The sequence below is a fragment of the Janthinobacterium sp. P210005 genome (assembly GCF_036231865.1).
Taxonomy (GTDB): Bacteria; Pseudomonadota; Gammaproteobacteria; order Burkholderiales; family Burkholderiaceae_D; genus Janthinobacterium; species Janthinobacterium kumbetense.
The window spans coordinates 59,121-82,419 of the sequence record NZ_JAZARC010000005.1 but is presented as its reverse complement, the minus strand read 5'-3'; the positions used below and the strand labels follow the sequence as shown (position 1 = coordinate 82,419).

Genomic DNA, 23,299 nt, shown 5'->3' with positions numbered 1-23,299 from the left:
TCGTCGGCCACCTTGCAGGGCGCCGGTTATGGAAGTCAGAAATCACAATAATTTATTGGGGGTTACTTAGCTGCACATCCCACCACGTGGGCAGCAGCTGGCGGATTTCCGGGCGGGAAAAGCGGTCGTCGATCAGGTAGACGACGCCCTTGTCCGATTGCGTGCGGATGACCCTGCCTGCCGCCTGCACCACCTTTTGCATGCCCGGATACAGATACGTGTAGTCGTAGCCGGCGCCGAAGATGTCGCCCATGCGTTGTCGGATCTGTTCGTTGACGGGATTGATCTGCGGCAAACCCAGGGTGGCGATGAAGGCGCCGATCAGGCGCGCGCCGGGCAAGTCGATGCCTTCGCCGAACGCGCCGCCGAGCACGGCAAAGCCGATGCCGCGCGTGTCCAGCCCGAAACGGCCCAGGAATTGTGCGCGGGCAGCGTCGTCCATGCGGCGCGGCTGTTGCCAGAGTGGCACGTCCGGGTAATGCTGGGCGAACAAGTGGGCCGTCTTTTCCATGTAGTCGAAGCTGCTGAAGAAGGCCAGGTAGTTGCCCGGCGTTTCTGCGTATTGCTTCGCCATCAGCTGGGCGATGGGCAGCAGCGAGGCGGCGCGGTGCTGGTAGCGCGTGGAAATGCTGTCGGCCACGCGCACGGACAATTGCTCCGCCTGGAACGGCGATTCCACGTCGACCCAGGCCGTGTCGGCCGGCATGCCCAGGGTGTCGCTGTAGTAATTCCACGGACTCAGGGTGGCGGAAAACAGGGCCGTGCTGTGGCTGGCCGCGAAGCGTTCCTTGAGAAACGGTGCCGGGACGATGTTGCGGAGGCAAACGGTGGAACCGGTATCCGTCTTGCTGACGTCGAACAGCGAATGCTCGCCAAAGCTTTCCGCCAGGCGGTTGATCAGCAGCACGTCAAAGTAAAAGCGCTGCAAGTCTTCGTCCAGCGCGGCGGCATGCTCGGCCAGGTAGTCGCCGATGGCCGTGGCCACGCCTTGCAGGGCGCCAAAGAATTTGTCCGGCAACGCCGCATGCACGTGGTAATCGCCATCTTGTTCTTTCAATAAGGCCGTCCACTGGCGCGAGAGGCGGTCCAGCGGCTTTTTCAAGCCCTCCGGCGCGAACTTGCGCAGCATTTTCAGGTCGATCTGCGCCAGTTCGGCCGAATACATGCTGCGCGCACGCGACACCATATTGTGCGCTTCGTCGACCAGCACATTGACTTTCCAGTCGTGGGCCAGGGTCATGCTGTACAGCATCGCGCTGAGGTCGAAGTAATAATTATAGTCGCCGATGACGACGTCGCTCCAGCGGGCCAGCTCCATGCCCAGGTAATACGGGCAAATGCCTTGCTGCAAGGCGATGGCGCGCACGGCTTCCTTGTCCAGGATCAAACCGCTGGCCAGCGCCACCTCGCGCGCCAGCGGCAAGCGGTCGTAAAAACCCTTTGCCAGCGGACACGACTGGCCATGACAGGCTTTGTCAGGATGTTCGCAGGCGCTGCTCTTGGCGCTCAGTTCCAGCACGCGCAGCGGCAGCAGGGGCGCGCTATCCTTGAGGATGGCGCAGGCGTCGAGCGCCATCTGGCGTCCCGGCACCTTGGCGGCGAGGAAAAACAGTTTATCCAGGCCATGCGCGGCCGTCGCCTTCAACATGGGAAACAGGCTGCCCACCGTCTTGCCGATGCCGGTCGGCGCCTGCGCCAGCAAGCCGCAGCCACGGCTGCTGGCCTTGTACATGGCTTCGGCCAGCTGGCGCTGCCCCGGGCGGAAGTTGGCATGGGGAAACGCCATGCTGGTCAGCTGCGCATCGCGGCTGGCGCGGTGCGCCAGTTCCTGCTCGGCCCAGTCCAGGAACAGCGCGCAATGCTGTTCGAAGAAAAGGCGCAACGCCTCGGCCGTGCATTCCTCGTGCATGACCGTTTCCTTCTGGCTGGCGATATCGAAATACACGAGCGCCACGCGCAGCATGGGCAGGTTCAGCTGCTGGCACAGCAAATGGCCATAGATGCGCGCCTGCGCCCAGTGCAACTGGCGGTGGTTGGCGGGCATGGTGTCCAGTTCGCCCCGGTAAGTCTTGATCTCTTCCAGCTGGCGCCGCGCCGGGTCGTAGCCGTCGGCGCGGCCCCGCACGTGCAGGGGGCCGAAGTCGCCGGACAGGCTGATTTCTCGCTGATAATCGTCGTCGCGCCGGCCAGTGACGGTGGCGTGCCCGGCCATGCCTTCCTGCGCCGTGGGGGACGGGGTGAAGCGCAAGTCCAGGTCGCCTGCCTTGGCCGTGAATTCGCACAGGGCGCGCACGGCGATCGTGTACCGCTTGACGCTCATGCGGCCGCCTCCCACTGCAGGTAGCACACGCTGACGGGCATGGCGTGCTCGGCGCAATACGCGATCCAGCGCAGCTGGTTGTCTTGCAGGCGGTCGCCCGGACCCTTGACTTCGATCATGCGGTAGCGCCGTTCGGCCGGCCAGAACTGGATTAAATCGGGAAAGCCGCTGCGGTTGCTTTTGATATCGAGCAAGATGCGCTCGAACGCCTTCTTCAGGTGGATGGCCGGGATGCAGGCCAGCGCCAGGTCCAGCAAGCCGTCGTCCAGCACGTCCCAGCTGACGAAGGGCGAGACGATGCCGTGCTTGGCGGCAAGCGTGGCGCGGATGGCGGCGTGGTAGCTGCCGTCGTCCAGTTGCGCCAGGCAAGCGGCAAAGTCCAGGCTGCGACGCTGGTAAAAATCGGCGCTGTGCAAGTCGGCCGGGCCACGGTGGAACGGGTGGAAGAAGGCGCCCGGCATGGCCTTGAAGATGGCGGGCCAGCACAGCAGGCCGAACAGCGAGTTGATCAGGGTGTTTTCCACGTAATACACGGGCGCGTCATCCCGCATCAGGTGTTGCTGCACCACCCCTTCCACGTAGCACGCCTGTTCTGGGCAGGGCAGCAGCAGGTCGATGCGCTCCACGCTTGCCGCCGCGCTGGCTGCCTGCTTCGCATGGCCCAGCTTGCGCCGCAAACGGGGCGCCATGCGCAAAAGTAATTGTTGTTCCGCTTCGCTTTCCGGCGCGGCCAGGGCGATCGTCAGGCGCTCGTAGGCCGCTTGCGGCTGCTCATCCTTTTCCAGCACGCGGATGGCGCGGCCACGCGCGCCCGGATAGCGGCAATCGGCGTAGGCGCGGTAGGCGGCCGGCCAGTCCTGGCATTTTTCCAGGTGCAAGGCGATCTGGTAACGCAGCTTGTCGCGCCGGCTGGCCAGCCAAGTATTGTCCTGCGACAAGGGCAGCGCCGCCAGTTCCTGCAGCACTTCGTCCGCGGGCGCGCTGTCGTTGTAGCGTTCGCGGCACTGGTGCAGCACTTCATAGTGCTCGATATCCTGGCGCGTGCGAAAACCGCGCGAAGCGGGCGAGAATTCCACTTTTTCATACTGGTACACGCCCAGGTCGGACAGCACGAATTCCGACCAGTCCTGGTGATAGTTGCCAAAGTAAATCAGGCGCAATCGGTCGCACAGCGCTTGCAGGCCGAGGCGGTACAGCACGTCGCCGCAGGCGGGATGCCACGCGGAAAACGGCTTCTCATTCACATGCTGTTCGCGCAAGGCGTCCAATTGTTCCGCCTTGCGCGCCGCCTTCAGGGGCGCGGCGAGATCGAAGGCCTGGGCGATTTCCGCTTTCAGCAGCAGTTCGAACAGCTCGTCTAGAGAAATGACCGGATCGGCCACTACCCAGCCGGTGGCCAGCAGGGGCAGGGCGGCCGCGCGCGTGTCGCCGATTTCCGGATAATTGAGCTTGCTTGCGCGAAACAAGCAACCCTTGCGCATGACGAGGCGCACGAACAGGGCGCGCGACGGCAGCGGCAGGGCGCCGAAGTCGGCGATGAACTGCGTTTCCTCAACACTCAGCAGATCGGCGTAACGCGCGCTGATCCAGCTCAGCACGTCCTGGAAATTATCCAGATAGTACAGGGGATTTTCCAGGACTCTCAACATGGGGGCAATAGGGCAAGGTGATTGGTTTTACTGTGTTTATATACAGTTTAAACCTTCAGCCGCCGCTTGCACAGCGATTTTATGTTCAGCCAGCCGTGCTGTAGGCAAAACAACTGTCGAACTTTTCGTAGGGAATCAGTTCCGCGCGCAAGCTGGCGAGTTCGATATCGCTCAGCAAGCCCCGGTGCGCTTCCTTGCGTCCCTTCGGCAACAGCACGTCGTAATCGATGATGTCCCTGGCCAGCAAGGCTTGCAGCACCTCGGCCTGGCGCGCCGTCAGGTAGCGCGCATGCGTGCCCAGGGTGTTTGCCAGTTGTTCCTTGAATTCATCATCGCTGACGTCGTTGTACGTATCCTGGTCGGCCATGCTGTTCAACAACATGTGAAACAGGAACTCCTGCAGGTTCTTTGCCAGATATTGGGCTTCATCCTGGTCATGCCACAGCAGCACGACGGGCATGTCGCCATCGTGCTGGCCAGATGCGAAAAAGCAGTAGTGGTCGCCCGCGCCCGTTTGCGCGAACGGGATGAAGCGGAAGGCGGGATCGATCTGCCGGTAATCGTCGGGATCGGCCAGTTCTACCATGGCTGCCGCTGCGGCCTTGACGCTCAGCAACTCGAAATCGTCCGCATGCAGCAGCAGGGTGGGCCGCTCGGTCAAGGTGGGATAGACCAGCTTGTACCAGTCGGGGCCGTATTCGCCCACGGCCAGCATGCCGTCGCGGTCCAGCTGCCGGTACAGCGCAGGATAAGTGAAGCCGTGTTGCTGTTCAATTTCTGCCAGTGTCATGTTTTCCCTGTTCAACGTGAGTCATGCGGCAATGATAGCCGAGGCGGTGGCGCGCACGGCTGGCCCCACGGCGACAATGATGCGCATAATTAATAAACATTTTAGTTTACTTATTTGGCGTGCTCACGTAGTCTGGCCAGACCATCTCCATCGAGCCCGCATGAAAAACATCATCCTGATTTCCGCCGCCTGTTTGCTGGCGTTGCTGTCGACCATCGGCGCCTCCCTGCCGTACCCGATCCTGCCGCCCCTGTTCGCGGCCGAGGCGCCGAATGCTTTCAACAATTTCCTCGGCTTGCCATCGAAACTGCTGTTCGGCCTGGCGCTGACCATCAACCCGCTGGGCTTGCTGATCGGCTCGGCCTTGCTGGGGCCGCTGTCGGACCGCTATGGCCGCCGCCCCTTGCTGATGCGCACGGCCGTGGGCGCCGCCATCGGCCACGCCTTCACGGCCTGGGCGCTGGTGATCCAGTCCTACCCCCTGTTCATCGTCGCCCGTTTCATCACCGGTTTGCTGGAAGGTAACGGCGCCGTGGCGCGCGCCATGCTGGCCGACCAGCTGACGGGACCGCTGCGCCTGCGCGCCATGTCCTGGCTGAATGGCGCGTTTTACCTGGGCTGGCTGGTGGGGCCGATCCTGGCGGGCGCCACCCTGCATTGGGGCGTGACGGTGCCGTTCTGGATCGCCGCCGCCGCCCTGATGCTGGTCGCCGTGCTGGTGGCCGCGGGCTTGCCGCGCGAAATGCCGTCCCTGCTGACGACGTCGTGGTGGCAAGTGGCGCGCGACCGCCATTCGCTCAATTTGCTGCGCCATGACGAGCTGCGCACCCTGTTCATCGTGCAGCTGGCGCTGACTTGCGGCGTAGCCAGCTTTTACGAGTTCTATCCGCTGTGGCTGGTCGAGACGGCCAATTACCATGCGCAAGAGATTGCCTGGGTGAATGTGGGCCTGTGCGGCACGATGACCATCACCTCGCTACTGGCGGGCGGTCCCAGCCGCCATGCACCGCTGCTGCGCGCCAGCTGGTATGCGTGCGGCGTGGCGCTGGCAGTGGGAATCTTGGCACTGGGCAATATCTGGGTGGGCATCGCCGCCATCGTGCTGTTCGGCATTCCGAATGCGCTGTACAACACGGTGATCCAGGGCTGGTGCGCCGAGCGCTTCAGCGCGCACGGCCAGGGCGCCGTGATGGGCTTGCTGGCCACCACCTTTTGCATCGCCAACATCGTCGTCGCCCTCAGCGGCTCCGTGCTGACCCTGATCGATACGCGGCTGATCCTCGTCGCGGGCGCCTGTTCTGCTGCCTGGGCCGCGTGGCGCATGGCCGCCTGGCGCCGCCAGCTGGCCGGCGCCGTCGATGCCGAGGTGGTGGCATGAATACGTCCGAGCAGACGCTGTTCTTGCTGAAGATGCGCGGGCCGCAGACGGCGCAGCAACTGGCGGCCTTGCTCGATATCACCTCCATGGGCGCGCGGCGCCAGCTGGAAGCGGCGCAGGACAAGGGCCTGGTGGCTTGCGGGGACGTGGCCGACAAGGTGGGGCGCCCGTCGCGGCGCTGGCAGCTGACGCCAGCGGGCCACGCGCGCTTTCCCGACCGCCATGCCGACCTGACCCTGGAATTGATCGCGCAAGTGAAAACCCTGTTCGGCGACGAGGGGCTGGATAGACTGATCGGCGCGCGCGAGCGCAGCAGCGAAGCCGCCTACGGCAAGCTGGTCGACCCTGGGCTTGATCTGGCGCAACGGGTGGACAGCCTGGCACGGGCGCGCGATGGCGAAGGTTACATGGCCCATGCGGAACCGCAGGACGATGGCAGTGTCTTGCTGGTGGAAAACCATTGCCCGATCTGTGCGGCCGCCAAGGCGTGCCAGAATTTTTGCCGCGCCGAGCTGGCCATCTTTCAGCGGGTATTGGGGGGCGATTGCACGGTGGAACGCAGCGAATATCTGCTGGAAGGGGGACGGCGCTGCGTGTACAGGATCATGCCTATCGGGACCTGAGGAATCAGGCCCCGATAGGTGCGTACGGACTTCTTGTCAAATTACTTCTTGGCAGCCTTCGGCTTGGCGGCAGGCGCCGCCTTTTCAGCCGCGGCGGTGGCGCCGCCCGTCGCCTTTTCCGTGGCCTGCGCCACTTGCGCGCTGGCCTTGGCGATCTGCTCTTCCACCGTTTTCACGGCCTGTTTCGTGGCCTTGGTCACCTGCTCGTAGCCGAGGAAGGCGTTGTCGATGGCGGCCTTGACGATGGCGACGGCGTTTTCCGAGCCTGGCGGCACGTTTTTCGTCACGTCGTAGATCAGGGCGCTCAAATTGCTCTTCGCTTCGGCTACATGGGCTTCGGCGGCCGTCGTGAATTCCGTGTGGATTTCCTTGATGATGTCGTCGAGTTGCTGTTTATACGCTTTCGCGCCGGCCACGCCCGGTTGCAGCTGGGCAGCGGCGGCGGCCATGGCGGCCTTCGGATCCTTGGCCTGGCTGATTTCCTTGCTGGCGGCTAGGCCATCCTCGATGCCGGACTTGGCGGTGGCCATGTTCAGCGCCAAGACCTGTTCCACGCCTTGCACGGCCTTGGAGGTGAGGGTGTTGAAGGTCATCAGCTGGAATTCAAACAGGGCCTTGGTGGCCGTTGCGAATTGTTCGGGATTCGTAAACATGTGGTCTCCTCGGTTTGAATAGATACGTTCTTATCGTTCCATACTCTTTCGACGCCGCATTGCCATCGCTTGCTCTCAAGCCGGTGCCCCGTGTGGTCATGGCCCCATTATTTAACAAGCGCCGGTTTTTCGCAACGGCTATCTTTGTACGGTCCCGAGGCCAGTTCCCAGCCAAATCCCAGGGTCGATTGGGCGCACGACAGGGTGCCGTCGATCTTGCTGCGCCATTTGTACCAAGGGGCAGGTCCGGCCATTGCGCCAGCGCAAACTGCCAGCAGGGCAGTGGCGATAAGGTATTTCATGGGTGCTCCGAAAGAAATGCTTGCTGGCATTGTAGCGCGCTTGCCCGTCAGGGGGCGGGCGCTTGCGGCGCGGCGGCGGGCAGCTGCAGGGTGAAGGTGGTGCCGCCGCCATCGCCGGTGCTGCTGGCAACATGGATATGGCCGCCCAGCACGCCCGTGACGATGTTGTGCGCCACATGCAGGCCCAGGCCCGACCCGCCGGAACCGAGCTTGGTCGTGAAGAAGGGGTCGTAGACATGCACGAGGTCATCGGCGGCGATGCCCACGCCCGTGTCGGCGATGGACAGGGTGATCGTCTGCCCGTCGTCGCTGCCGCGCGCGGTGATGGCGATGGTGCCGCCGCTGCGGCCCTCGAAGGCGTGGCGCAGGCAGTTTTCCAGCAGGTTGCTCAGGACCTGGCCCAGCGGACCCGGATAGCTGTCCATGGCCAGGCCTTCGGGCACGTCCTGCGTCAGGCTCAGGCCGGCGGCCTTGAGCGGCGTCGACATGGGCAGCATCAGTTCGGCGATGAACTGGCGCAGCAGGAAGTGGCGGCGCTGCGAGCTGGCGCGGTCGACGGCGATCTGCTTGAAGCTCGACACGAGGTCGGCGGCGCGCTGCAGGTTGCGCAGCATGATGGCGTCCGCCTCGCTGGCCTGGGTCAGGTAGGCGCCCAGTTCGGAGCGGCGCAAGCCGTCGAGGAAGCTGGCCTGGATTTCGCGCGTGCGCTCGGCCATCGTGGTGGCCACCACCAGGCCGTTGCCGATCGGCGTATTGAGTTCGTGTGCGATGCCGGCCACCAGCGCACCCAGCGCGGCCAGCTTGTCGCGGCGCACCAGTTCTTCTTGCGTGATGGACAGGTTTTCCAGCGCGGCGGCCAATTCGAGGTTCATTTGCTCCGAGTGTTCCTTGGCCTGCGTCAAGGCGGCCGTGCGTTCGGCCACCAGCTCTTCCAGGTGGGCGCGGTGGCGCTGCAGCTCGCGTTCGTGGCGCATGCGGCCAATCGCGATGCCGGCCAGGTCGGTGGCCGTGTCGATCAGCTCCAGGTCGCGCGCGTCGGGCTGGCGCACTTCGCGGTAGTACATGGCGAAGGAGCCGAGCACGGTGCCATCCTGGCCGAAGATGGGGCGCGACCAGCAGGCGCGCAAGCCGAATGGCGCCGCCAGCTCGCGGTAGGGCGCCCACAGCGGATCGCGCATGATGTCGGTGACGACCACCGGTTCGCGCAGGAACATGGCCGTGCCGCAGGAACCCACGCCGGGGCCGATGGCCACGCCTTCGAGCAGGGCCATGTACTCGGCCGGCAGGCTGGGGCCGGCCGCGCTATGCATGTGAATGCCGTCGTCGTCGAGCAGCATGATGGAGCAGAGCACGCCGCGCGACTGGCCTTCGATCAGCAGCAGCAAGTGGTTCAGCGTGGGGATCAGCGGCGCGCCCTTGGCGACCATTTCCAGCAGGGCGCTCTGGCCCGAGCGCATCGCTTCGGCGAGGTTGCGTTCGGTCAAGTCGATGATGCGCGCATGCACCAGCTGGCGGCCGGGCACGGACAGGCGCATCAGGCGGATTTCGCAGGCGATCGGGTGGCTGTCGCGGTGGCAGCAGCTGGCGCGGAAGACGACGATCTTGCCTTGCAAGGTATCGCGGATCTTTTCTTCCAGCAGTTGCGGCGAAGCGCGGCCATCGCCCTGGTGCCTGGAGAACAGCGGCTCCATGCCGCCTTGCAGCAGCTCGGCCAGCGGCATGCCGAACAATTCTTCGGCCAGGTGGTTGGCATCGATCAGCAGGCGGTTGTCGATATCGAACAGCAGCACGGCGTCGGGCGAACCGGCCAGGATGGAGTGGTAATTGACTTCCAGCGTTTGCGGATGCAGGGGGCGCGGCGGCGTGGCGGCGCGCGGCGCGGGCGCCTCGGCCTTGTGCAGCGCCAGTTCCATGAGGATTTTTTCCGCCACGTCGCGCGCATTGAAGGGCATCTTGATGTAGTCGGAAGCGCCGGCGCCCACGCTGCGGCCTTGCTCTTCGGCGCTGGGGGTGGCCGACATCAGCAGCAGGGGCACGCCGTGGCGTCCGCCCGCATTGCGCAGGCGCATGCAGGTGGCGCCGATATTCGTGCCCGCCAGGGCCGCGTCGAGCAGGATCAGGTCCGTGCCGCCGGCCGCCAGTTCCACGCCTTCGTCGATATCGCCGGCCAGTCCCGTGCCCAGGTTATGCCGGTCCAGCACATACAGCAGTTCGCGCACATCGTTCGGCGAATTGCTGACCAGCAGCACATTGGCCCGGTCAGTGATGGAAGAAATCAACTGGTTCATGGTGTCGCGCCCTTACGCGTTTCATGGGCCTAGTATTACATCAAGGCAAGTAGGAGTAAACGATAATTCTTGATGACCAAAAGCAACCTGTTCAAGCCGCATTTAGCGCTGCTGGTGCCGCTTCCAGGTCGGCGCGCGCCTGTTCGATGCGCGGATAATTATCCTCGATCCAGTCGACCAGCACGGCCAGGCGTTCGGCCGCTTCGCGTCCCAGTGGCGTGAGGCTGTACTCCACCTTGGGCGGGATCACCAGGTACGCCTGGCGCAGCACGAAGCCGTCGCCCGCCAGCGCTTCCAGGGTTTGCGCCAGCATTTTTTCGCTGACGCCGCCCACTTCGCGGCGCAGTTCGCTGAAGCGCCGCGTGCCGCTCAGCAGCAGTACCAGCACCAGCACGGCCCAGCGGCTGGTCAGGTGGCTGAGCACGGCGCGCGACGGGCAGGCGGCCGCCAGCAGGTGCGCGCCCTGGTTCTGGCGGGCGAGGGCGGCGCGCAGGCTGGCGCCGGGAGTGTCTGTGGACATGATAGTTGGCCTTCGAAGTTTGGTATCCAATAGTACTTACCAAAAGGTACGTACTTACAATTGGTAAGTAATAGTCCTATTATAGGGTTTTACCACCCACGTACCAAGGAGAAATCATGATCGTCATCACCGGCGCCACAGGCAACCTGGGCCAGCACGTCATTGCCAGCCTGCTCAAATCCGTCCCTGCAGCCAACATCATCGCCGCCGTGCGCAACCCGGCCAAGGCCGCCAGCCTGGCCGCACTGGGCGTGCAAGTGCGCCAGGCCGATTACAACGATGGCGCCAGCCTCGATGCGGCGTTCAAGGGTGCAACGAAAATCCTGCTGATCTCGTCGAGCGAAGTGGGCCAGCGCGCGCAGCAGCACCAGAACGTCATCGATGCGGCCAAGCGCGCCGGCGTGGCCTTGCTGGCCTATACCAGCGTCTTGCGCGCCGACACGTCGCCGCTGGGCCTGGCCGCCGAGCACGTCGTCACGGAAGCGGCCATCCGCGCATCCGGCCTGCCATACACTTTCCTGCGCAACGGCTGGTACCTGGAAAACCATACGGAACACCTGGTGCCCGTGCTCGAGCATGGCGTCGTGCTGGGCGCGGCGCAAAACGGGCGTTTCTCGTCGGCCGCGCGTCTCGACTACGCGGCGGCCGCCGCTGCCGTGCTGACGGCGGCCCAGCCGCAAGCCATCTATGAACTGGCGGGCGACCAGGGCTTTACCCTGGCGGAATATGCGGCCGAAGTGGCGCGCCAGTCGGGCAAGGCAATCGCGTACAAGGATATGCCGCAGGCGGACTTCAAGGCGGCGCTGGTGAGCGTGGGCGTGCCGGAAGGCTTTGCCGACTTGCTGGCCGATTCCGATGCGGGCGCGGCCAAGGGCGGCCTGGAAGACCATGGCAAGCAATTGAGCGCGCTGATTGGCCGTCCGACGACGAGCCTGCATGACGCCGTGAAGGCGGCACTGGCCAAATAAGGGGAGGGTGCCGCAGGGATGCGGCATTCTGGAATCATTCTGGAATGAAAAAAGCCGCAAACTCGTGAAAGTTTGCGGCTTTTTTGCGAATTAGGTAATGGTGCCCACGAAGGGACTCGAACCCCTACACCCGAAGGCACATGGACCTGAACCATGCGCGTCTACCAATTCCGCCACGTGGGCACTGATGCTGCTAATGCTATATTTCACTACTGTACTGCGGACTACAACGAAAACGACTCGTTGCTGGTGGTGCCCACGAAGGGACTCGAACCCCTACACCCGAAGGCACATGGACCTGAACCATGCGCGTCTACCAATTCCGCCACGTGGGCATTGTGCTGCTTTTACTGCTATCGACTACTTTACTGCGGATCACAACAATGAACAACTTGTTGCTGGTGGTGCCCACGAAGGGACTCGAACCCCTACACCCGAAGGCACATGGACCTGAACCATGCGCGTCTACCAATTCCGCCACGTGGGCATTGTTACTGCTTGCTGCTTGTCGCTGCATGTTCTGCAGCGAGGACAAAATCATAAGGGCTGGCGCGCATTCGGTCAATCAACATTTTGCACTTTTCTGCAAGAAACATGTTTTTTCGCCTGAAAAGGGCTTTTCCCTATGAAAAAAGGCTGAATCTGCCTATTTTTTCAGCGTTTTTGATGACGGATGGCGTTCGCTGGAGTGCGGGGAGTGAATGTCATCGCCTGGCGGGTGCGTGGCGACTGCGGCGTGGGGGGGGATTTTCGTTTCGGAAATGAAAAAAGCCGCAAACTCGTGAAAGTTTGCGGCTTTTTTGCGAATTAGGTAATGGTGCCCACGAAGGGACTCGAACCCCTACACCCGAAGGCACATGGACCTGAACCATGCGCGTCTACCAATTCCGCCACGTGGGCACTGATGCTGCTGTGACTTATTACTTTTACTGCTCGAGTACTTGTTGAAAAATAACTTCACAACAATTCTGCTATTATAGCGACTTGAAGAGTTTTGCGCCAGATGAGCTTTCGCTCCATACTGCACATCAACCCTGTACCGCTTTCCTGCAACTGCATTCCCGTGAAGGTTTGTCGCTGCAAGAGACCGAGATTATAGAGCAATATTTGCCGAAGTCAAATGCATTGCGCAGCTTTTCTCCTTTTTTTCATCGGTGGGGCACTTGTTCGGTTTCCGCTACGCTGTCCGTTAGGCAAACCAAGGCGTCCTCCGGTACACTACCGGACATCACCGTGTCAATATTGACGGTGATGTCATCGGTCTTTGTCTTCCGTTTGATCACTGTCAATAACAACTATAGAAATACTTTTGAGCCAAAATACCCACACCATCCCCAGCCGGGAGGACATTCTCGGCATATTCCGCAGCGTCAGCGCGCCTCTCGACCCGCAGTCTCTCGGGAAAACGCTGCAAGTGCATGCCGATTCCATGGATGTCCTGGTCCGTCGCCTGAAGGCGATGGAGCGCGACGGCCAGCTCAAGTCTGACGCCAGCGGTGTTTTCAGCCTGGCCGACCAGAGCGCGCTTGTCGCCGGTCGCGTCACCAGCCACCGCGACGGCTTCGGCTTTGTCATTCCCGACGACGCCAGCGCCGACCTGTTCCTGCCTGAGAAAGAAATGCAGAAAGTACTGCATGGCGACAAGGTCATGGCCCGCATCGTCGGCACGGACCGCCGCGGCCGTCCGGAAGGCACGATCGTCGAAGTCACCTACCGCGCCAACACCCACGTCATCGGCCGCCTGATCCAGGAAAACGGTACCTGGGTCGTGGCGCCGGAAGACCAGCGCATCGGCCAGGACATTTTGGTCACCGGTTCGGTGGGCAAGGCGAAAGCGGGCCAGATCGTCAGCGTCGAGCTGACCGAGCAACCGATGCGCTTCAAGCAGCCGGTCGGCAAGATCGTCGAAGTGCTCGGTGCGCTCGACGATCCCGGCATGGAAATCGAGATTGCCGTACGTAAATTCAACGTGCCGCACGTCTTTTCCGCCGCCGCCTTGAAGCAAGCTGAAAAGCTGCCCTTCGAAGTGCGCGCCGCCGACCTGAAAGACCGTGTCGACCTGCGCGACGTGCCTTTGGTAACCATCGATGGCGAAGACGCGCGCGATTTCGACGATGCCGTGTATTGCGAACCCGTCAAGATCGGCCGCGCCAACTGCTTCCGCCTGATCGTGGCGATTGCCGACGTCAGCCATTACGTGAAACCGAACGACGCGCTCGATATCGATGCGCTCGAGCGCAGCACGTCCGTCTACTTCCCGCGCCGCGTCATCCCGATGCTGCCGGAAAAGCTGTCGAATGGCCTGTGCTCGCTGAACCCGGCCGTCGACCGCCTGACCCTCGTCTGCGACGCCGTCGTCAGCGACAAGGGCGAGCTGAAGGCGTATCAGTTCTATCCTGCCGTCATCCATTCGGCCGCGCGCCTGACCTACGACGAAGTCGCTGCCGTGCTGGGCAATACCAAGGGACCCGAAGCGGCGCGCCGCGCGGACATCCTGCCGCACCTGCAGAACCTGGAAGCCGTCTACCGCGCCTTGCTGAAAGCACGCACGGAGCGGGGCGCCATCGATTTCGAGACGACGGAAACGTATATCGTCTGCAATAGCGCCGGCAAGATCGAAAAGATCATCCCCCGCACGCGCAACGAAGCGCACAAGATCATCGAAGAGTGCATGCTGGCGGCCAACGTCTGCGCGGCCGATTTGTTGCTGCGCAACAAGCATCCAGGCACCTACCGCATCCATGCCAGCCCGACCAAGGAAAAGCTCACGCAAGTGCGCACCTTCCTCAAGCAGGTTGGCCTGAATCTGACGGGCGGCGACACGCCATCGGCATCCGATTACCAGACCCTGATGCAGCAGATCAAGGCGCGTCCCGACGCGGCCCTGCTGCAAACGATGCTGCTGCGCTCGATGCAGCAAGCCGTCTACAGCCCGGACAATATCGGCCACTTCGGCCTGGCCTACGAGGCGTATGCCCACTTCACCAGCCCGATCCGCCGCTATCCCGACTTGCTGACGCACCGCGCCATCAAGGCCATTCTGCAAGGCAAGAAATACGAGCCGAAGCTGTCCGAAAAAACCGTGCTGAACACGAACGTGTCGAACGCCACGCGCAAGCAGCAGGCCAAGGACAAGGCCGACGGCAAGCCGAAGAAGACGGATTTGACGATCTGGGACGCGCTGGGCGTGCATTGCTCGGCCAACGAGCGCCGCGCCGACGAAGCGTCGCGCGACGTGGAAGCCTGGCTGAAGTGCTACTTCATGCAAGACAAGCTGGGCGAGGAGTTCACCGGCACCATCACGGGCGTGACCACGTTTGGTGTGTTCGTGCAGCTCGATACCCTGTTTGTCGAAGGCCTAGTGCACGTCACCGAGCTGGGCACCGATTACTTCCAGTACGACGATGCGCGCCATGAATTGCGCGGCGAGCGCACGGGCAAGCGTTATCAATTGACCGACCGTTTGACGGTGCAAGTGGCGCGTGTCGACCTGGAAACGCGCAAGATCGACCTGCGCCTGGTCACCGATGCGGAACTGGCGGGCGAAGAAGCGCCAGCCAAGCCGAACGGCAGCGGCAAGCGCAAGGGCGAAAAGAAATCCATGGTCAAGCCCGGTCCAGCGACCGAGCAGCGCCATGAGATCAAAACCAGCGTCAACAACGGTGGCAAACCCGGCAATGGTTCCGGCGGCCGTGCCAACGGCGCCAAGGCGCAAGCCAAGCCTGCAGCCAAGGCAGCCCCGAAGGCGGCAGCGCCCAAGGCCGCCGCGCCGAAACGCAGCAAGAAACCAGCCGCGGCACCCGCTGCGGCGGCACCACGAGCAGCAAAAACTGTATCTGTATCAAAAACAAGCAAGAAGAAACGATAAATAATGAAGAATAAAATGATTTTCGGCTTCCACGCCGTCACCTCGCGTCTGCGTCATGAAGCGTCGTCCGTGGAAGAAATTTTTGTCGATGCCAGCCGCGTCGACGGCCGCATGAAGGACATGATCGCCGCAGCCAAGGCTGCCAACGTGCGCGTCATGCCTGTCGACTCGTCGCGTCTGGACAAGATCGTCGGCACGCGCCGCCACCAGGGCGTGATCGCGTTTGCCTCGCAACTGTCGCTGGCGCGCAATCTCGATGAGTTGCTGGACGCCATCGACGGCCCGCCGCTGCTGTTGATTCTCGACGGCATCACCGACCCGCACAACCTGGGCGCCTGCCTGCGCGTGGCCGACGGTGTCGGCGCACATGCCGTCATCGTGCCGAAGGACCGCGCCGTGGGCCTCAACGCCACGGCCGCCAAGGTCGCCAGCGGCGCCGCCGAAACCGTTCCGTACATCACCGTGACGAATCTGGCGCGCACCATGCGTGAACTCAAGGAACGCGGCATCTGGCTGATCGGCACGTCGGACGACGGCGAAAAAGGCTTGTACGAAGCCGATTTCACGGGCCCGACGGCCCTCGTCATGGGTTCCGAAGGCGAAGGCATGCGCCGTTTGACGCGCGACACCTGCGATATCCTCGTCAGCATCCCGATGTTCGGCTCCGTCGAGAGCTTGAACGTGTCGGTCGCTTCCGGCGTCTGTCTGTACGAAGCCCGCCGCCAGCGGATCGCTTTGGAAGCTTAAGAACGTCCTGAACGTTTTGTAGCGCTTCCATGATCGGCCGCCGCCCTGGTGCTGGCGGCCGATTTGCTTTCCCCTCCAGCATTCCCCCGCCGAATACGCTACCATTTGCGTTCCACCTTATTCATTGTCATTATGTTCCACCACCTGCGCGAAGATATCAACAGCATCATTGAACGTGACCCCGCCGCCCGCAATGGCTGGGAGGTGCTGACCTGTTATCCGGGCTTGCACGCCATCGTCATGCACGGCTGGGCGCACTGGTGCTGGACGCGGCACATGAAGTGGGTAGGGCGCTTCATTTCGTATATCGGCCGCATCATCACGGGCATCGAGATCCATCCGGGCGCCGTCATAGGCCGGCGCGTCTTCATCGACCATGGTTTCGGCGTGGTGATCGGCGAGACGGCCGTCGTCGGCGACGACTGCACCATCTACCAGGGCGTGACCCTGGGCGGCACCTCGCTGCACAGCGGCAGCAAACGCCATCCGACCCTGGAACGGGGCGTCATCGTCGGCGCCGGCGCGCAGGTGCTGGGCAGCTTCACGGTGGGCGAGTACGCCAAGGTGGGTTCGAACGCCGTGCTGCTGAAACCCGTGCCGTCCGGCGCCACGGCCGTCGGCAACCCCGCGCACATCGTGCAAAAGGATGTCAGCGCCCTGCGCGAGGGCAGCACGGCCCATTTGTTCGCCGCGTATGGCGTCACGCCCAACGGCGACGATCCCCTGTCGAAAGCCCTACAAGGCTTGATCACGCACGCCGTGGCGCAGGAACAGCGCATCGAGACCATCCTCGCCACCCTGAAGGCGGCGGGCATCTGCTGCCAGGGCGTGCCCGAGTGTGATAAATTTGATTCCGAGCAAATGAACAAGCTGGTTGATTAAGGATACAGGCATGACTACAGACGCAAACGCAGCAGAGAAAAGCAGCGACAATCCGAATCTGCTCGACCCCTTCGAGATCCGCGTGCTGGCCGTGCTGGCCGAAAAGGAAGCGCTGACGCCGGACAGCTACCCGCTGTCGCTGAACGCGCTGACGAACGGCTGCAACCAGCTGTCCAGCCGCGACCCCGTCATGGCCCTGTCCGAAGAAACCGTCTACGACGTGTTGCAGCGTTTGATGCAGCGCAAATTCGTCAACGGCATCACGCAGGCGGGCGCGCGTGTCGCCAAGTACGAACACCGCATGCGCATCAAGTGGTCGCTGGAACAGGACAAGCTGGCCATCCTGACGATCTTGATGCTGCGCGGCTTGCAGACGGCGGGCGAGATCCGCAGCCGCAGCGGCAGGGTACATGAATTCAAGTCCGTGGCGGAAGTGGAAGCCGGCCTGCAATTCTTGATCGACAAATACCCGCCGCTGGTGGCCAAGCTGGCCGTCGCTCCCGGCGCCAAGGAACCGCGCTACGGCCATCTGCTGGGCGGCGAAGAGGCGCTGGCGCAGATCGAGACGGCGGCCGGTTTTGCTGGCGCCGTCAGCGCGCCGCAGCAGGGCAGCAGGGTCGCCCAGCTGGAACAGGAAGTGCTGCAATTGCGCAGCGATTTCGATGGCCTGGCGGCGCAGTTCGAGGCGTTCCGCAAGCAGTTCGAATAGTTTTCAGGGCACGCGCCTATTGGGCCTGCGGGTCGAAATAGGCGGTCCAGGTCAGGCTGGAAGCGGCAAGACCCTGCGCCTTGCCAAATTGCGCCATGGCCTTGCGCGGCTTTGCCAGTCCCGCCAGGGCCACCCCCAAGTTGTAATGGGTATGGCTGTCCGTCGAGCCCAGCTTGAGCGCTGTTTCCAGTACGTTGACGGCGTCCCTGTACTTGCCCTGGTCGCACAGCACGGCGCCCAGGCAAGTGATCAGGGCCGTGTCTTGCCGGGCCGCTTGCAAGGCGCCGCGCAGCACGGCCTCAGCTGCCGCCATGTGCGCCTCCCATTGCCCGGCATCGCCTTCGGCCAGCTGGATATGCGCCCTGCTTGCGGCGATGGCGTCCATTGCCGCCCTAACCAGGCCAGGCGGCGGAATTGCTTCCGGTTTCATAGTCGACGCTGGCGGTAAAATCCCAGTCATCGGTGTCGCGCCCTGTCTTTTCGGACCAGGCCTCGGGAGCGACGCTCAACAGTTCTTCCAGCCACTCGTCCGTTTGATCGGGCATCAGTGTGGGGTCGGCCAGAACGCTGTCATACGTGGCCTTGCCCGAGCCGACGACGAAACAGCGCGCATACAGGAAACTGTCATCCGACTTTCCAGATGCGCCGGCCTGCTCCGCGAACACCTTGCCATCGAGCTGGTACAGTGCCTGCGCCAGGCACTCTTCGAAGCCCTTGATGTCCTTGACCGGCAACTCGGCGAGGGCTTCGGTCAATGGTTCCACCGCAGCATCGGCGTCGCCGTCTTGCAGGGCTTCACGGTCGATTTGCTCTATCAGCTGCCAAAATTTTTCTTCGTTCATTGTTCATTCCAGGTAAATAGTCCATCGATACTGAAAGAGTCCAGGCATGCAATGCCCGTGGCGCGATGCGTCCCGTCTGTGCATCTTGGGCTTGTTTAGAATATCATCTTGCTCGAATGCCAAGCGCACAGTTTCTCCAAGTAACTTTTTGCATGCAATACCGCAAACAATTCGAATAAGCGTCCTTCCCACATGACTTTTTCCTTCCTGTGCCGCTCCTGCGGCGAGACCCACACGGGCATGCCCAGCTTCGGCGCCGATGCGCCGTGGCTGTACGAGCAGATGGCGCCCGCCGAACGCGAAGCACGCTGCCAGCTCGACAGCGACGCCTGCATCGTCGACGAAGCGCACTGCTTCGTGCGCGCCACCATCGACATCCCCGTGCACGGCGCGGACGAGCCGTTCAGCTGGGGCGTGTGGGTGTCGCTGAGCGGCGACAGCTTCGATGCCTGGGACGCCTGCTTCAACGATGCCAAACGGGCGCACATCGGCCCCTTCTTCGGCTGGCTCAGCACGCAACTGCCCGTGTATCCGGACACCCTGAACCTGAAAACCCGCGTGCACCTGCGCGACGATGGCCTGCGTCCGGCCATCGAGCTGGAACCGACGGATCACCCGCTGGCCGTGGAACAGCGCGACGGCATCACGGCAGAGCGGGTAGCCGAGCTGTATGCGCGACTGATGCATGGCGCGTGACAGGCCCGGCGTTGCAGCCGCTCCCTGTCGGACCGCTCATGTTTCCGGTATCATTCGGCATGAATACTATTTCCTTCCAACCGTTTGTTATTGGTGTCGCTGGCGGAAGCGGCAGTGGCAAGTCCACCGTATCCCAGCAAGTGCTGGCGTCGTTCGGCGCCGACATGGTCTCGGTCGTGATGCAGGACGACTACTACTGCGACCAGACCCATCTCTCCCCTGAAGTGCGCCGGCAGCAGAATTACGACCATCCGCAGGCGTTCGAGTGGCCATTGCTGGTGCAGCACATCCAGGCCTTGCGCAATGGCGAATCGATCGAGATGCCCGAGTACGATTTCACGCTGCACAACCGCTCCGACAGGACCATCTTGGTCAAGCCGGCGCCGGTGATCGTCATCGAAGGCCTGTTTGCCCTGTATGACGAAGACTTGCGCGACATGATGTCGCTGAAGATCTTCGTCGACACGGCCTCCGACGTGCGCTTCATCCGCCGCATGCAACGCGATATCACGGAACGTGGCCGTTCGGTGGAGAGCGTCATCGAGCAATACCTGGAAACCGTGCGCCCGATGCACAAGCAATTCATCGAACCGACCAAGCGCAATGCCGACGTCATCTTGCCGCATGGCGCCAATGGCCCCGCGGTCGACATGATCACGGCCAAGGTGGCCAGCGTCATCGGTCGATTGAAACCGGCCGTTTGAAGCCTGCCGGTGACGCAGCCCGCTGCGTCACCGCTCTCCCATCGACTCCGAGAACGTCTTGGTGATCGGTTTCGTCAGGTAGCGCAAGACCGTCTTGCGGCCCGTGTTGATTTCCACGGTGGCCGTCATGCCGGGCTGGATCAGGATCGGCTCGCCATTCTTGCCCATCAGGTTGCGCCCGCTGGTCTTGATCTGCACGCGGTAGTACGGCTGCTCGTTGCCCTTGTTGTCTTCGCTTAAAGTGTCCGCGCTGATGTAGCTGACGGTGCCGCGCAGGCGGCCGTAGATGCCGTAGTCATAGGCGTCCAGTTTCACGGCCGTGGGCAGGCCGGGCTTGATGAAGGCGATGTCGGCCGGTTTGACCTTCGCTTCGATGATCAGGTCATCGTCCGTGGGCACGATCTGCAGGATTTCCTCGCCCGGCTTGGCCACGCCGCCCAGGGTGGTGAGGCGCACGTTGCGCACGATGCCGCCGGTGGGCGCGTAAATGTCCGTCGAACCCAGCTGCTCCTTGCGCTGGGTCACGGTCTGCAGCACGCCGGCCAGGTCTTCCTGGGCTTTCACCAGGTCCGTCTGGCTGTCCTGCAGGTATTTGTTGCGCCGGTTGGTGATCTGCGCCTGGATGTCGACCACCTGCCGCCGCAGCTTCAGCACTTCGGCGCGGCTGACGTCTCCCGTTTCCAGCAGCGGCAGATTCATTTCCAGCTCTTCCTTGATCAGTTTCATGGCGCTTTCCAGGGAGCTCACTTCCGCCTGCACGGCGCCCTGGCGCTTGCTGAACAGGGCCAGCTGGTTGGCGCGAAATTCCGGAAACGCCTGCAGTTCGGGCGGGAACTTCGGCGCGCCGCCAAACACTTCCGCCTGCAGGCGCGCCACGGCCGCCTTCAGTCCCGCCGCCTTGGCCGTGCTTTCCAGGTAGCTCGTCTCGGCCCGCGTGCGGTCGAAACGGGCCAGCAATTCGCCTTTCTTCACGATGCTGCCTTCATGCACGCGCAGTTCGGCCAGCACGCCCCCATCGGCCACCTGGATGATCTGGTTGCGCGAGCTGGCGATCACCTGGCCGTTGGCGCGCGTGACCTGGTCCAGCTCCGCCCACGAAGCCCAGGCGATGACGCCCGCCAGCGCCGCCGTGCAGCTCCAGATCAGCACCCGGCCCCGTTTCGCTTCTTCCCTCGTTTCGACCTTGGCCAGTTTCATGCGACGGCTCCTTGCGCTGCCGCTGCCTGGACCACCGGCGCGGGCGCGGAAGCGGGAACGGCTTGCGGTTTGCCCGACAGCTTGGCCAGCACGGCATCGCGCGGGCCGTCCAGCAGCACCCGTCCCGCCTGCAGCACCACCAGGCGGTCGAGCAGGGGCAGGAGGGCGTTCTTGTGCGTGGTGGCGACCATGGTCACGCCTTCGGCCGCCAGTTCGCCCAATAGCCCGACGATGCGCGCTTCCGTCTTCGCATCCATGGCGCCCGTCGGCTCGTCGAGCAGCCAGATGCGCGGCTTGGCCAGCAGCAGGCGCGTGACGGCGATCAACTGGCGCTGGCCGCCCGACACGCCCCGTCCGCCCTCGGTGATGCCCAGCGCCAGTCCCCGTGGCTGGCCCAGTATCAGCTCGATCAAGCCCGTGCGTTTGGCGGCGGCCAGGATCGCTTCCTCGCCCGGGTCGGCCAGTCCCAATAACAGGTTGTCGCGCAGGGTGCCGCTGAACAGCCGCGTTTCCTGCGGCAGGTAGCCGACCATTTCGCGCACCACGGCCGGCGCCAGCAGGGCCATGTCGACGTCGCCCAGGTAGGCTTTCCCCTCGGCCGGCAGGTACAGGCCCGAGGCCAGTTTCAACAGGGTGCTCTTGCCCGAGCCGATGGCGCCCACCAGGCCGACGCGCTCGCCGGGGCGGATGGCGAGGTTTTCCACTTCCAGCGCCACCTTTTGCGCGCCGCCATACGTAAAGCGGATGCGTTCGAAGCGCAAGCCCGTGTCGAGGCTGCGCGGCGTCAGCGCGAACTGCGCATTGTCGGCTTCGTTGGGCAGGCTGATGACCTGTTCCAGGCCGTCGATCGAAGCGCGCGCATGCGCCCATTGCACCATCACGGCGGGCAGCTGCACGATGGGCATCAGGGCACGGTTGCTGATGATGGTGCAGGCCATCAGGGCGCCCATGGTCATCTGGTTTTCGGCCACGAACCAGGCGCCCATGGAGATCAGCGCCACATTGGTCAGCTGCTGGAAGGCGGCCGTGATGTTTTGCGACAGGGCCGCATAGTCGCGGATATTCTGCTCGGCGTGGCTGCTCTCGGCCACCAGTTCGGCCCAGCGCGCCTGCATCATCCATTCGGCGCTGCTGCCCTTGAGCGTTTCGACGCCGTCGACGGCTTCCACCAGCAAGCCGGCCTTGCGGTTGCTGGCGTTGAGGTTCTTGCGCGTATGGCTTTCGATGGCGCGCTGGAACATCAGCCCGCACGCGAGGGCCAGCGGCAGGGCCACCAGCGGCACCACCACCAGCCAGCCGCCGATGATGGTGATCATGGCGAGAAAAATCACGGCGAAGGGCACGTCCGTCAGCACGAACAGCGATGTCGACGTGAGCACGCCGCGCACCATTTCAAAGCCTTTCACCTGCGCCGCCAGGGTACCGACGGACGCGGGGCGCGCCTCCATGCGGATGCCCAGCATGCGCTGGAAAAACCACTCGGACAGTTCATGGTCGACGTCATTGCACGAGTGGTCGACGATGCGGCTGCGCACCTGCTTGAGGATGAATTCCAGGCCGATCGACAGGGCCACGCCCACCACCAGTACCCACAGGGTGCTGAAGCTCTGGTTCGGGATCACGCGGTCGTACACCTGCATGGAAAACAGCGAGGTGGCCATGGTCAGCAGGGTCACCAGCGCCGTGGCCAGCACGGCGTCGACAAATACGCTTTTCTTCAGCCACAGGGCGTTGCGCACCAGGGCCAGGGCGCCGGGGCGGGCGCCGCTTTTTTCGCTGCGGCGCGGCAGCCCCACGCAAGCCAGGCCGGCCAGCGAGGCCAGTTGCAAGGCGCGCCCGTCGATGCCTTCGCCGCGCCAGGCGCCGTCGGCACCGCGCGACTGCAGCAAGCCCCAGCCCGTGCTGGCGCTGTAGACGGCGAACGGCAGCTCGCCCGGCGTCGGCTCGTGCAGCGCGCGCGCCGCGCCTTCCAGCCCGGCCGCCTGCCAGATGGCGGTCAACACCACGCCGGGGGCGCCGTTGTCGTCGACGTCATCGAGCTGGCGCTGCAGGTCGGCCAGGCGGGCGGCGGGCACGTGCTGTCCTGTCAGGCGGGCGGCCCGCTCGATGAGTGTCAGCAAGCCATGTTTGATGGAGGTATCCACTCTGTCTCCTGTTCGTGTT

General features: G+C 63.3%; 20 protein-coding genes and 4 tRNA genes. 9 read left to right on the top strand and 15 right to left on the bottom strand.

Translation table 11 applies throughout. The annotated features are described in order from the left end of the window. Positions 1–52: 52 nt before the first annotated feature. The 3 genes from VPH40_RS19595 to VPH40_RS19585 form a co-directional block, all read right to left on the bottom strand. Positions 53–2,320 (bottom strand): ATP-dependent DNA helicase, encoded by a 2,268-nt coding sequence (locus tag VPH40_RS19595; protein ID WP_328574281.1) that lies wholly within the window; start codon positions 2,318–2,320, stop codon positions 53–55. After that, the gene (locus VPH40_RS19590) at positions 2,317–3,969 is read right to left on the bottom strand and encodes a VRR-NUC domain-containing protein (RefSeq protein WP_328574280.1); all 1,653 of its coding nucleotides are present in this window, start codon (positions 3,967–3,969) and stop codon (positions 2,317–2,319) included. Before VPH40_RS19590 ends, VPH40_RS19595 begins: the two co-directional genes overlap by 4 nt. A gap of 85 nt (positions 3,970–4,054) precedes the next feature. Continuing rightward, on the bottom strand, positions 4,055–4,759 hold the full coding sequence (locus tag VPH40_RS19585) for an SMI1/KNR4 family protein (RefSeq protein ID WP_328574279.1): 705 nt from the start codon (positions 4,757–4,759) through the stop codon (positions 4,055–4,057). Between the two features lie 160 nt (positions 4,760–4,919). Here VPH40_RS19585 and VPH40_RS19580 point away from each other — a divergent pair, with 160 nt between their 5' ends. Further along, positions 4,920–6,137, top strand: a complete 1,218-nt coding sequence (locus VPH40_RS19580) for an MFS transporter (protein WP_328574278.1) — start codon at positions 4,920–4,922, stop codon at positions 6,135–6,137. Next, complete coding sequence (locus tag VPH40_RS19575; RefSeq protein ID WP_328574277.1) at positions 6,134–6,760, top strand: helix-turn-helix transcriptional regulator; 627 nt, start codon at positions 6,134–6,136, stop codon at positions 6,758–6,760. The genes VPH40_RS19580 and VPH40_RS19575 overlap by 4 nt, the downstream gene beginning before the upstream one ends. 41 nt (positions 6,761–6,801) lie before the next feature. Here VPH40_RS19575 and phaP read toward each other — a convergent pair whose 3' ends face one another. The 4 genes from phaP to VPH40_RS19555 form a co-directional block, all read right to left on the bottom strand. Beyond that, positions 6,802–7,413 (bottom strand): TIGR01841 family phasin, encoded by a 612-nt coding sequence (gene phaP / locus VPH40_RS19570; protein WP_077402186.1) that lies wholly within the window; start codon positions 7,411–7,413, stop codon positions 6,802–6,804. Between the two features lie 107 nt (positions 7,414–7,520). After that, positions 7,521–7,715, bottom strand: coding sequence for a hypothetical protein (locus VPH40_RS19565; RefSeq protein ID WP_099664698.1), 195 nt, complete (start codon positions 7,713–7,715; stop codon positions 7,521–7,523). A 47-nt stretch (positions 7,716–7,762) separates the two neighbouring features. After that, positions 7,763–10,003 carry an ATP-binding protein gene (locus tag VPH40_RS19560; RefSeq protein WP_328574276.1) on the bottom strand — a complete coding sequence of 747 codons (2,241 nt, stop codon included), beginning with the start codon at positions 10,001–10,003 and terminating at the stop codon, positions 7,763–7,765. 91 nt (positions 10,004–10,094) lie between these two features. After that, on the bottom strand, positions 10,095–10,523 hold the full coding sequence (locus tag VPH40_RS19555) for a winged helix-turn-helix transcriptional regulator (protein WP_099664696.1): 429 nt from the start codon (positions 10,521–10,523) through the stop codon (positions 10,095–10,097). Between the two features lie 116 nt (positions 10,524–10,639). On the opposite strand from VPH40_RS19555, the gene VPH40_RS19550 reads away from it, so the two are divergent. After that, entirely contained in the window at positions 10,640–11,491 is an 852-nt protein-coding gene (locus VPH40_RS19550) for an SDR family oxidoreductase (RefSeq protein ID WP_328574275.1), read from the top strand. Between the two features lie 98 nt (positions 11,492–11,589). Here VPH40_RS19550 and VPH40_RS19545 read toward each other — a convergent pair. The 4 genes from VPH40_RS19545 to VPH40_RS19530 all read right to left on the bottom strand — a co-directional run bounded on the left by VPH40_RS19545 (position 11,590) and on the right by VPH40_RS19530 (position 12,391). Then, positions 11,590–11,674 (bottom strand) — tRNA-Leu (locus VPH40_RS19545). Between the two features lie 67 nt (positions 11,675–11,741). Further along, positions 11,742–11,826 (bottom strand) — tRNA-Leu (locus VPH40_RS19540). Between the two features lie 67 nt (positions 11,827–11,893). Further along, positions 11,894–11,978 (bottom strand) — tRNA-Leu (locus VPH40_RS19535). Between the two features lie 328 nt (positions 11,979–12,306). Further along, a tRNA-Leu gene (locus VPH40_RS19530) sits at positions 12,307–12,391 on the bottom strand. Positions 12,392–12,800: 409 nt separating this feature from the next. Between VPH40_RS19530 and rnr the strand changes: the two genes are divergently transcribed. From rnr to VPH40_RS19510, 4 genes are all read left to right on the top strand, one after another. Continuing rightward, a complete protein-coding gene (rnr, locus tag VPH40_RS19525) occupies positions 12,801–15,359 on the top strand; it encodes a ribonuclease R (RefSeq protein WP_099664694.1) in 2,559 nt (852 codons plus the stop codon). Positions 15,360–15,362: 3 nt separating this feature from the next. After that, positions 15,363–16,106 (top strand): 23S rRNA (guanosine(2251)-2'-O)-methyltransferase RlmB, encoded by a 744-nt coding sequence (rlmB, locus tag VPH40_RS19520; RefSeq protein WP_034756912.1) that lies wholly within the window; start codon positions 15,363–15,365, stop codon positions 16,104–16,106. Between the two features lie 132 nt (positions 16,107–16,238). Then, positions 16,239–16,988: a serine O-acetyltransferase gene (gene cysE / locus VPH40_RS19515; RefSeq protein WP_099664693.1), complete on the top strand. Its 750-nt coding sequence runs from the start codon at positions 16,239–16,241 to the stop codon at positions 16,986–16,988. A gap of 10 nt (positions 16,989–16,998) precedes the next feature. After that, positions 16,999–17,697, top strand: coding sequence for a YceH family protein (locus VPH40_RS19510; RefSeq protein WP_070260269.1), 699 nt, complete (start codon positions 16,999–17,001; stop codon positions 17,695–17,697). 16 nt (positions 17,698–17,713) lie between these two features. Here the strand turns inward: VPH40_RS19510 and VPH40_RS19505 are convergent, their stop codons facing one another. Both VPH40_RS19505 and VPH40_RS19500 read right to left on the bottom strand, forming a co-directional pair. Then, positions 17,714–18,082 carry a tetratricopeptide repeat protein gene (locus VPH40_RS19505; RefSeq protein WP_328574274.1) on the bottom strand — a complete coding sequence of 123 codons (369 nt, stop codon included), beginning with the start codon at positions 18,080–18,082 and terminating at the stop codon, positions 17,714–17,716. A gap of 7 nt (positions 18,083–18,089) precedes the next feature. Then, positions 18,090–18,539 carry a DUF4240 domain-containing protein gene (locus VPH40_RS19500; RefSeq protein WP_328574273.1) on the bottom strand — a complete coding sequence of 150 codons (450 nt, stop codon included), beginning with the start codon at positions 18,537–18,539 and terminating at the stop codon, positions 18,090–18,092. 192 nt (positions 18,540–18,731) lie between these two features. Between VPH40_RS19500 and VPH40_RS19495 the strand changes: the two genes are divergently transcribed. Together VPH40_RS19495 and udk are read left to right on the top strand one after the other, a co-directional pair. Then, positions 18,732–19,235 carry a DUF2199 domain-containing protein gene (locus VPH40_RS19495; protein ID WP_289911784.1) on the top strand — a complete coding sequence of 168 codons (504 nt, stop codon included), beginning with the start codon at positions 18,732–18,734 and terminating at the stop codon, positions 19,233–19,235. Positions 19,236–19,294: 59 nt separating this feature from the next. Next, complete coding sequence (gene udk, locus VPH40_RS19490; protein ID WP_305061409.1) at positions 19,295–19,939, top strand: uridine kinase; 645 nt, start codon at positions 19,295–19,297, stop codon at positions 19,937–19,939. 27 nt (positions 19,940–19,966) lie between these two features. Here the strand turns inward: udk and VPH40_RS19485 are convergent, their stop codons facing one another. Together VPH40_RS19485 and VPH40_RS19480 are read right to left on the bottom strand one after the other, a co-directional pair. Then, positions 19,967–21,136, bottom strand: a complete 1,170-nt coding sequence (locus VPH40_RS19485; RefSeq protein WP_328574272.1) for an HlyD family type I secretion periplasmic adaptor subunit — start codon at positions 21,134–21,136, stop codon at positions 19,967–19,969. Continuing rightward, positions 21,133–23,280, bottom strand: coding sequence for an ATP-binding cassette domain-containing protein (locus tag VPH40_RS19480; RefSeq protein WP_328574271.1), 2,148 nt, complete (start codon positions 23,278–23,280; stop codon positions 21,133–21,135). Before VPH40_RS19480 ends, VPH40_RS19485 begins: the two co-directional genes overlap by 4 nt. Between the last annotated feature and the right edge of the window lie 19 nt (positions 23,281–23,299).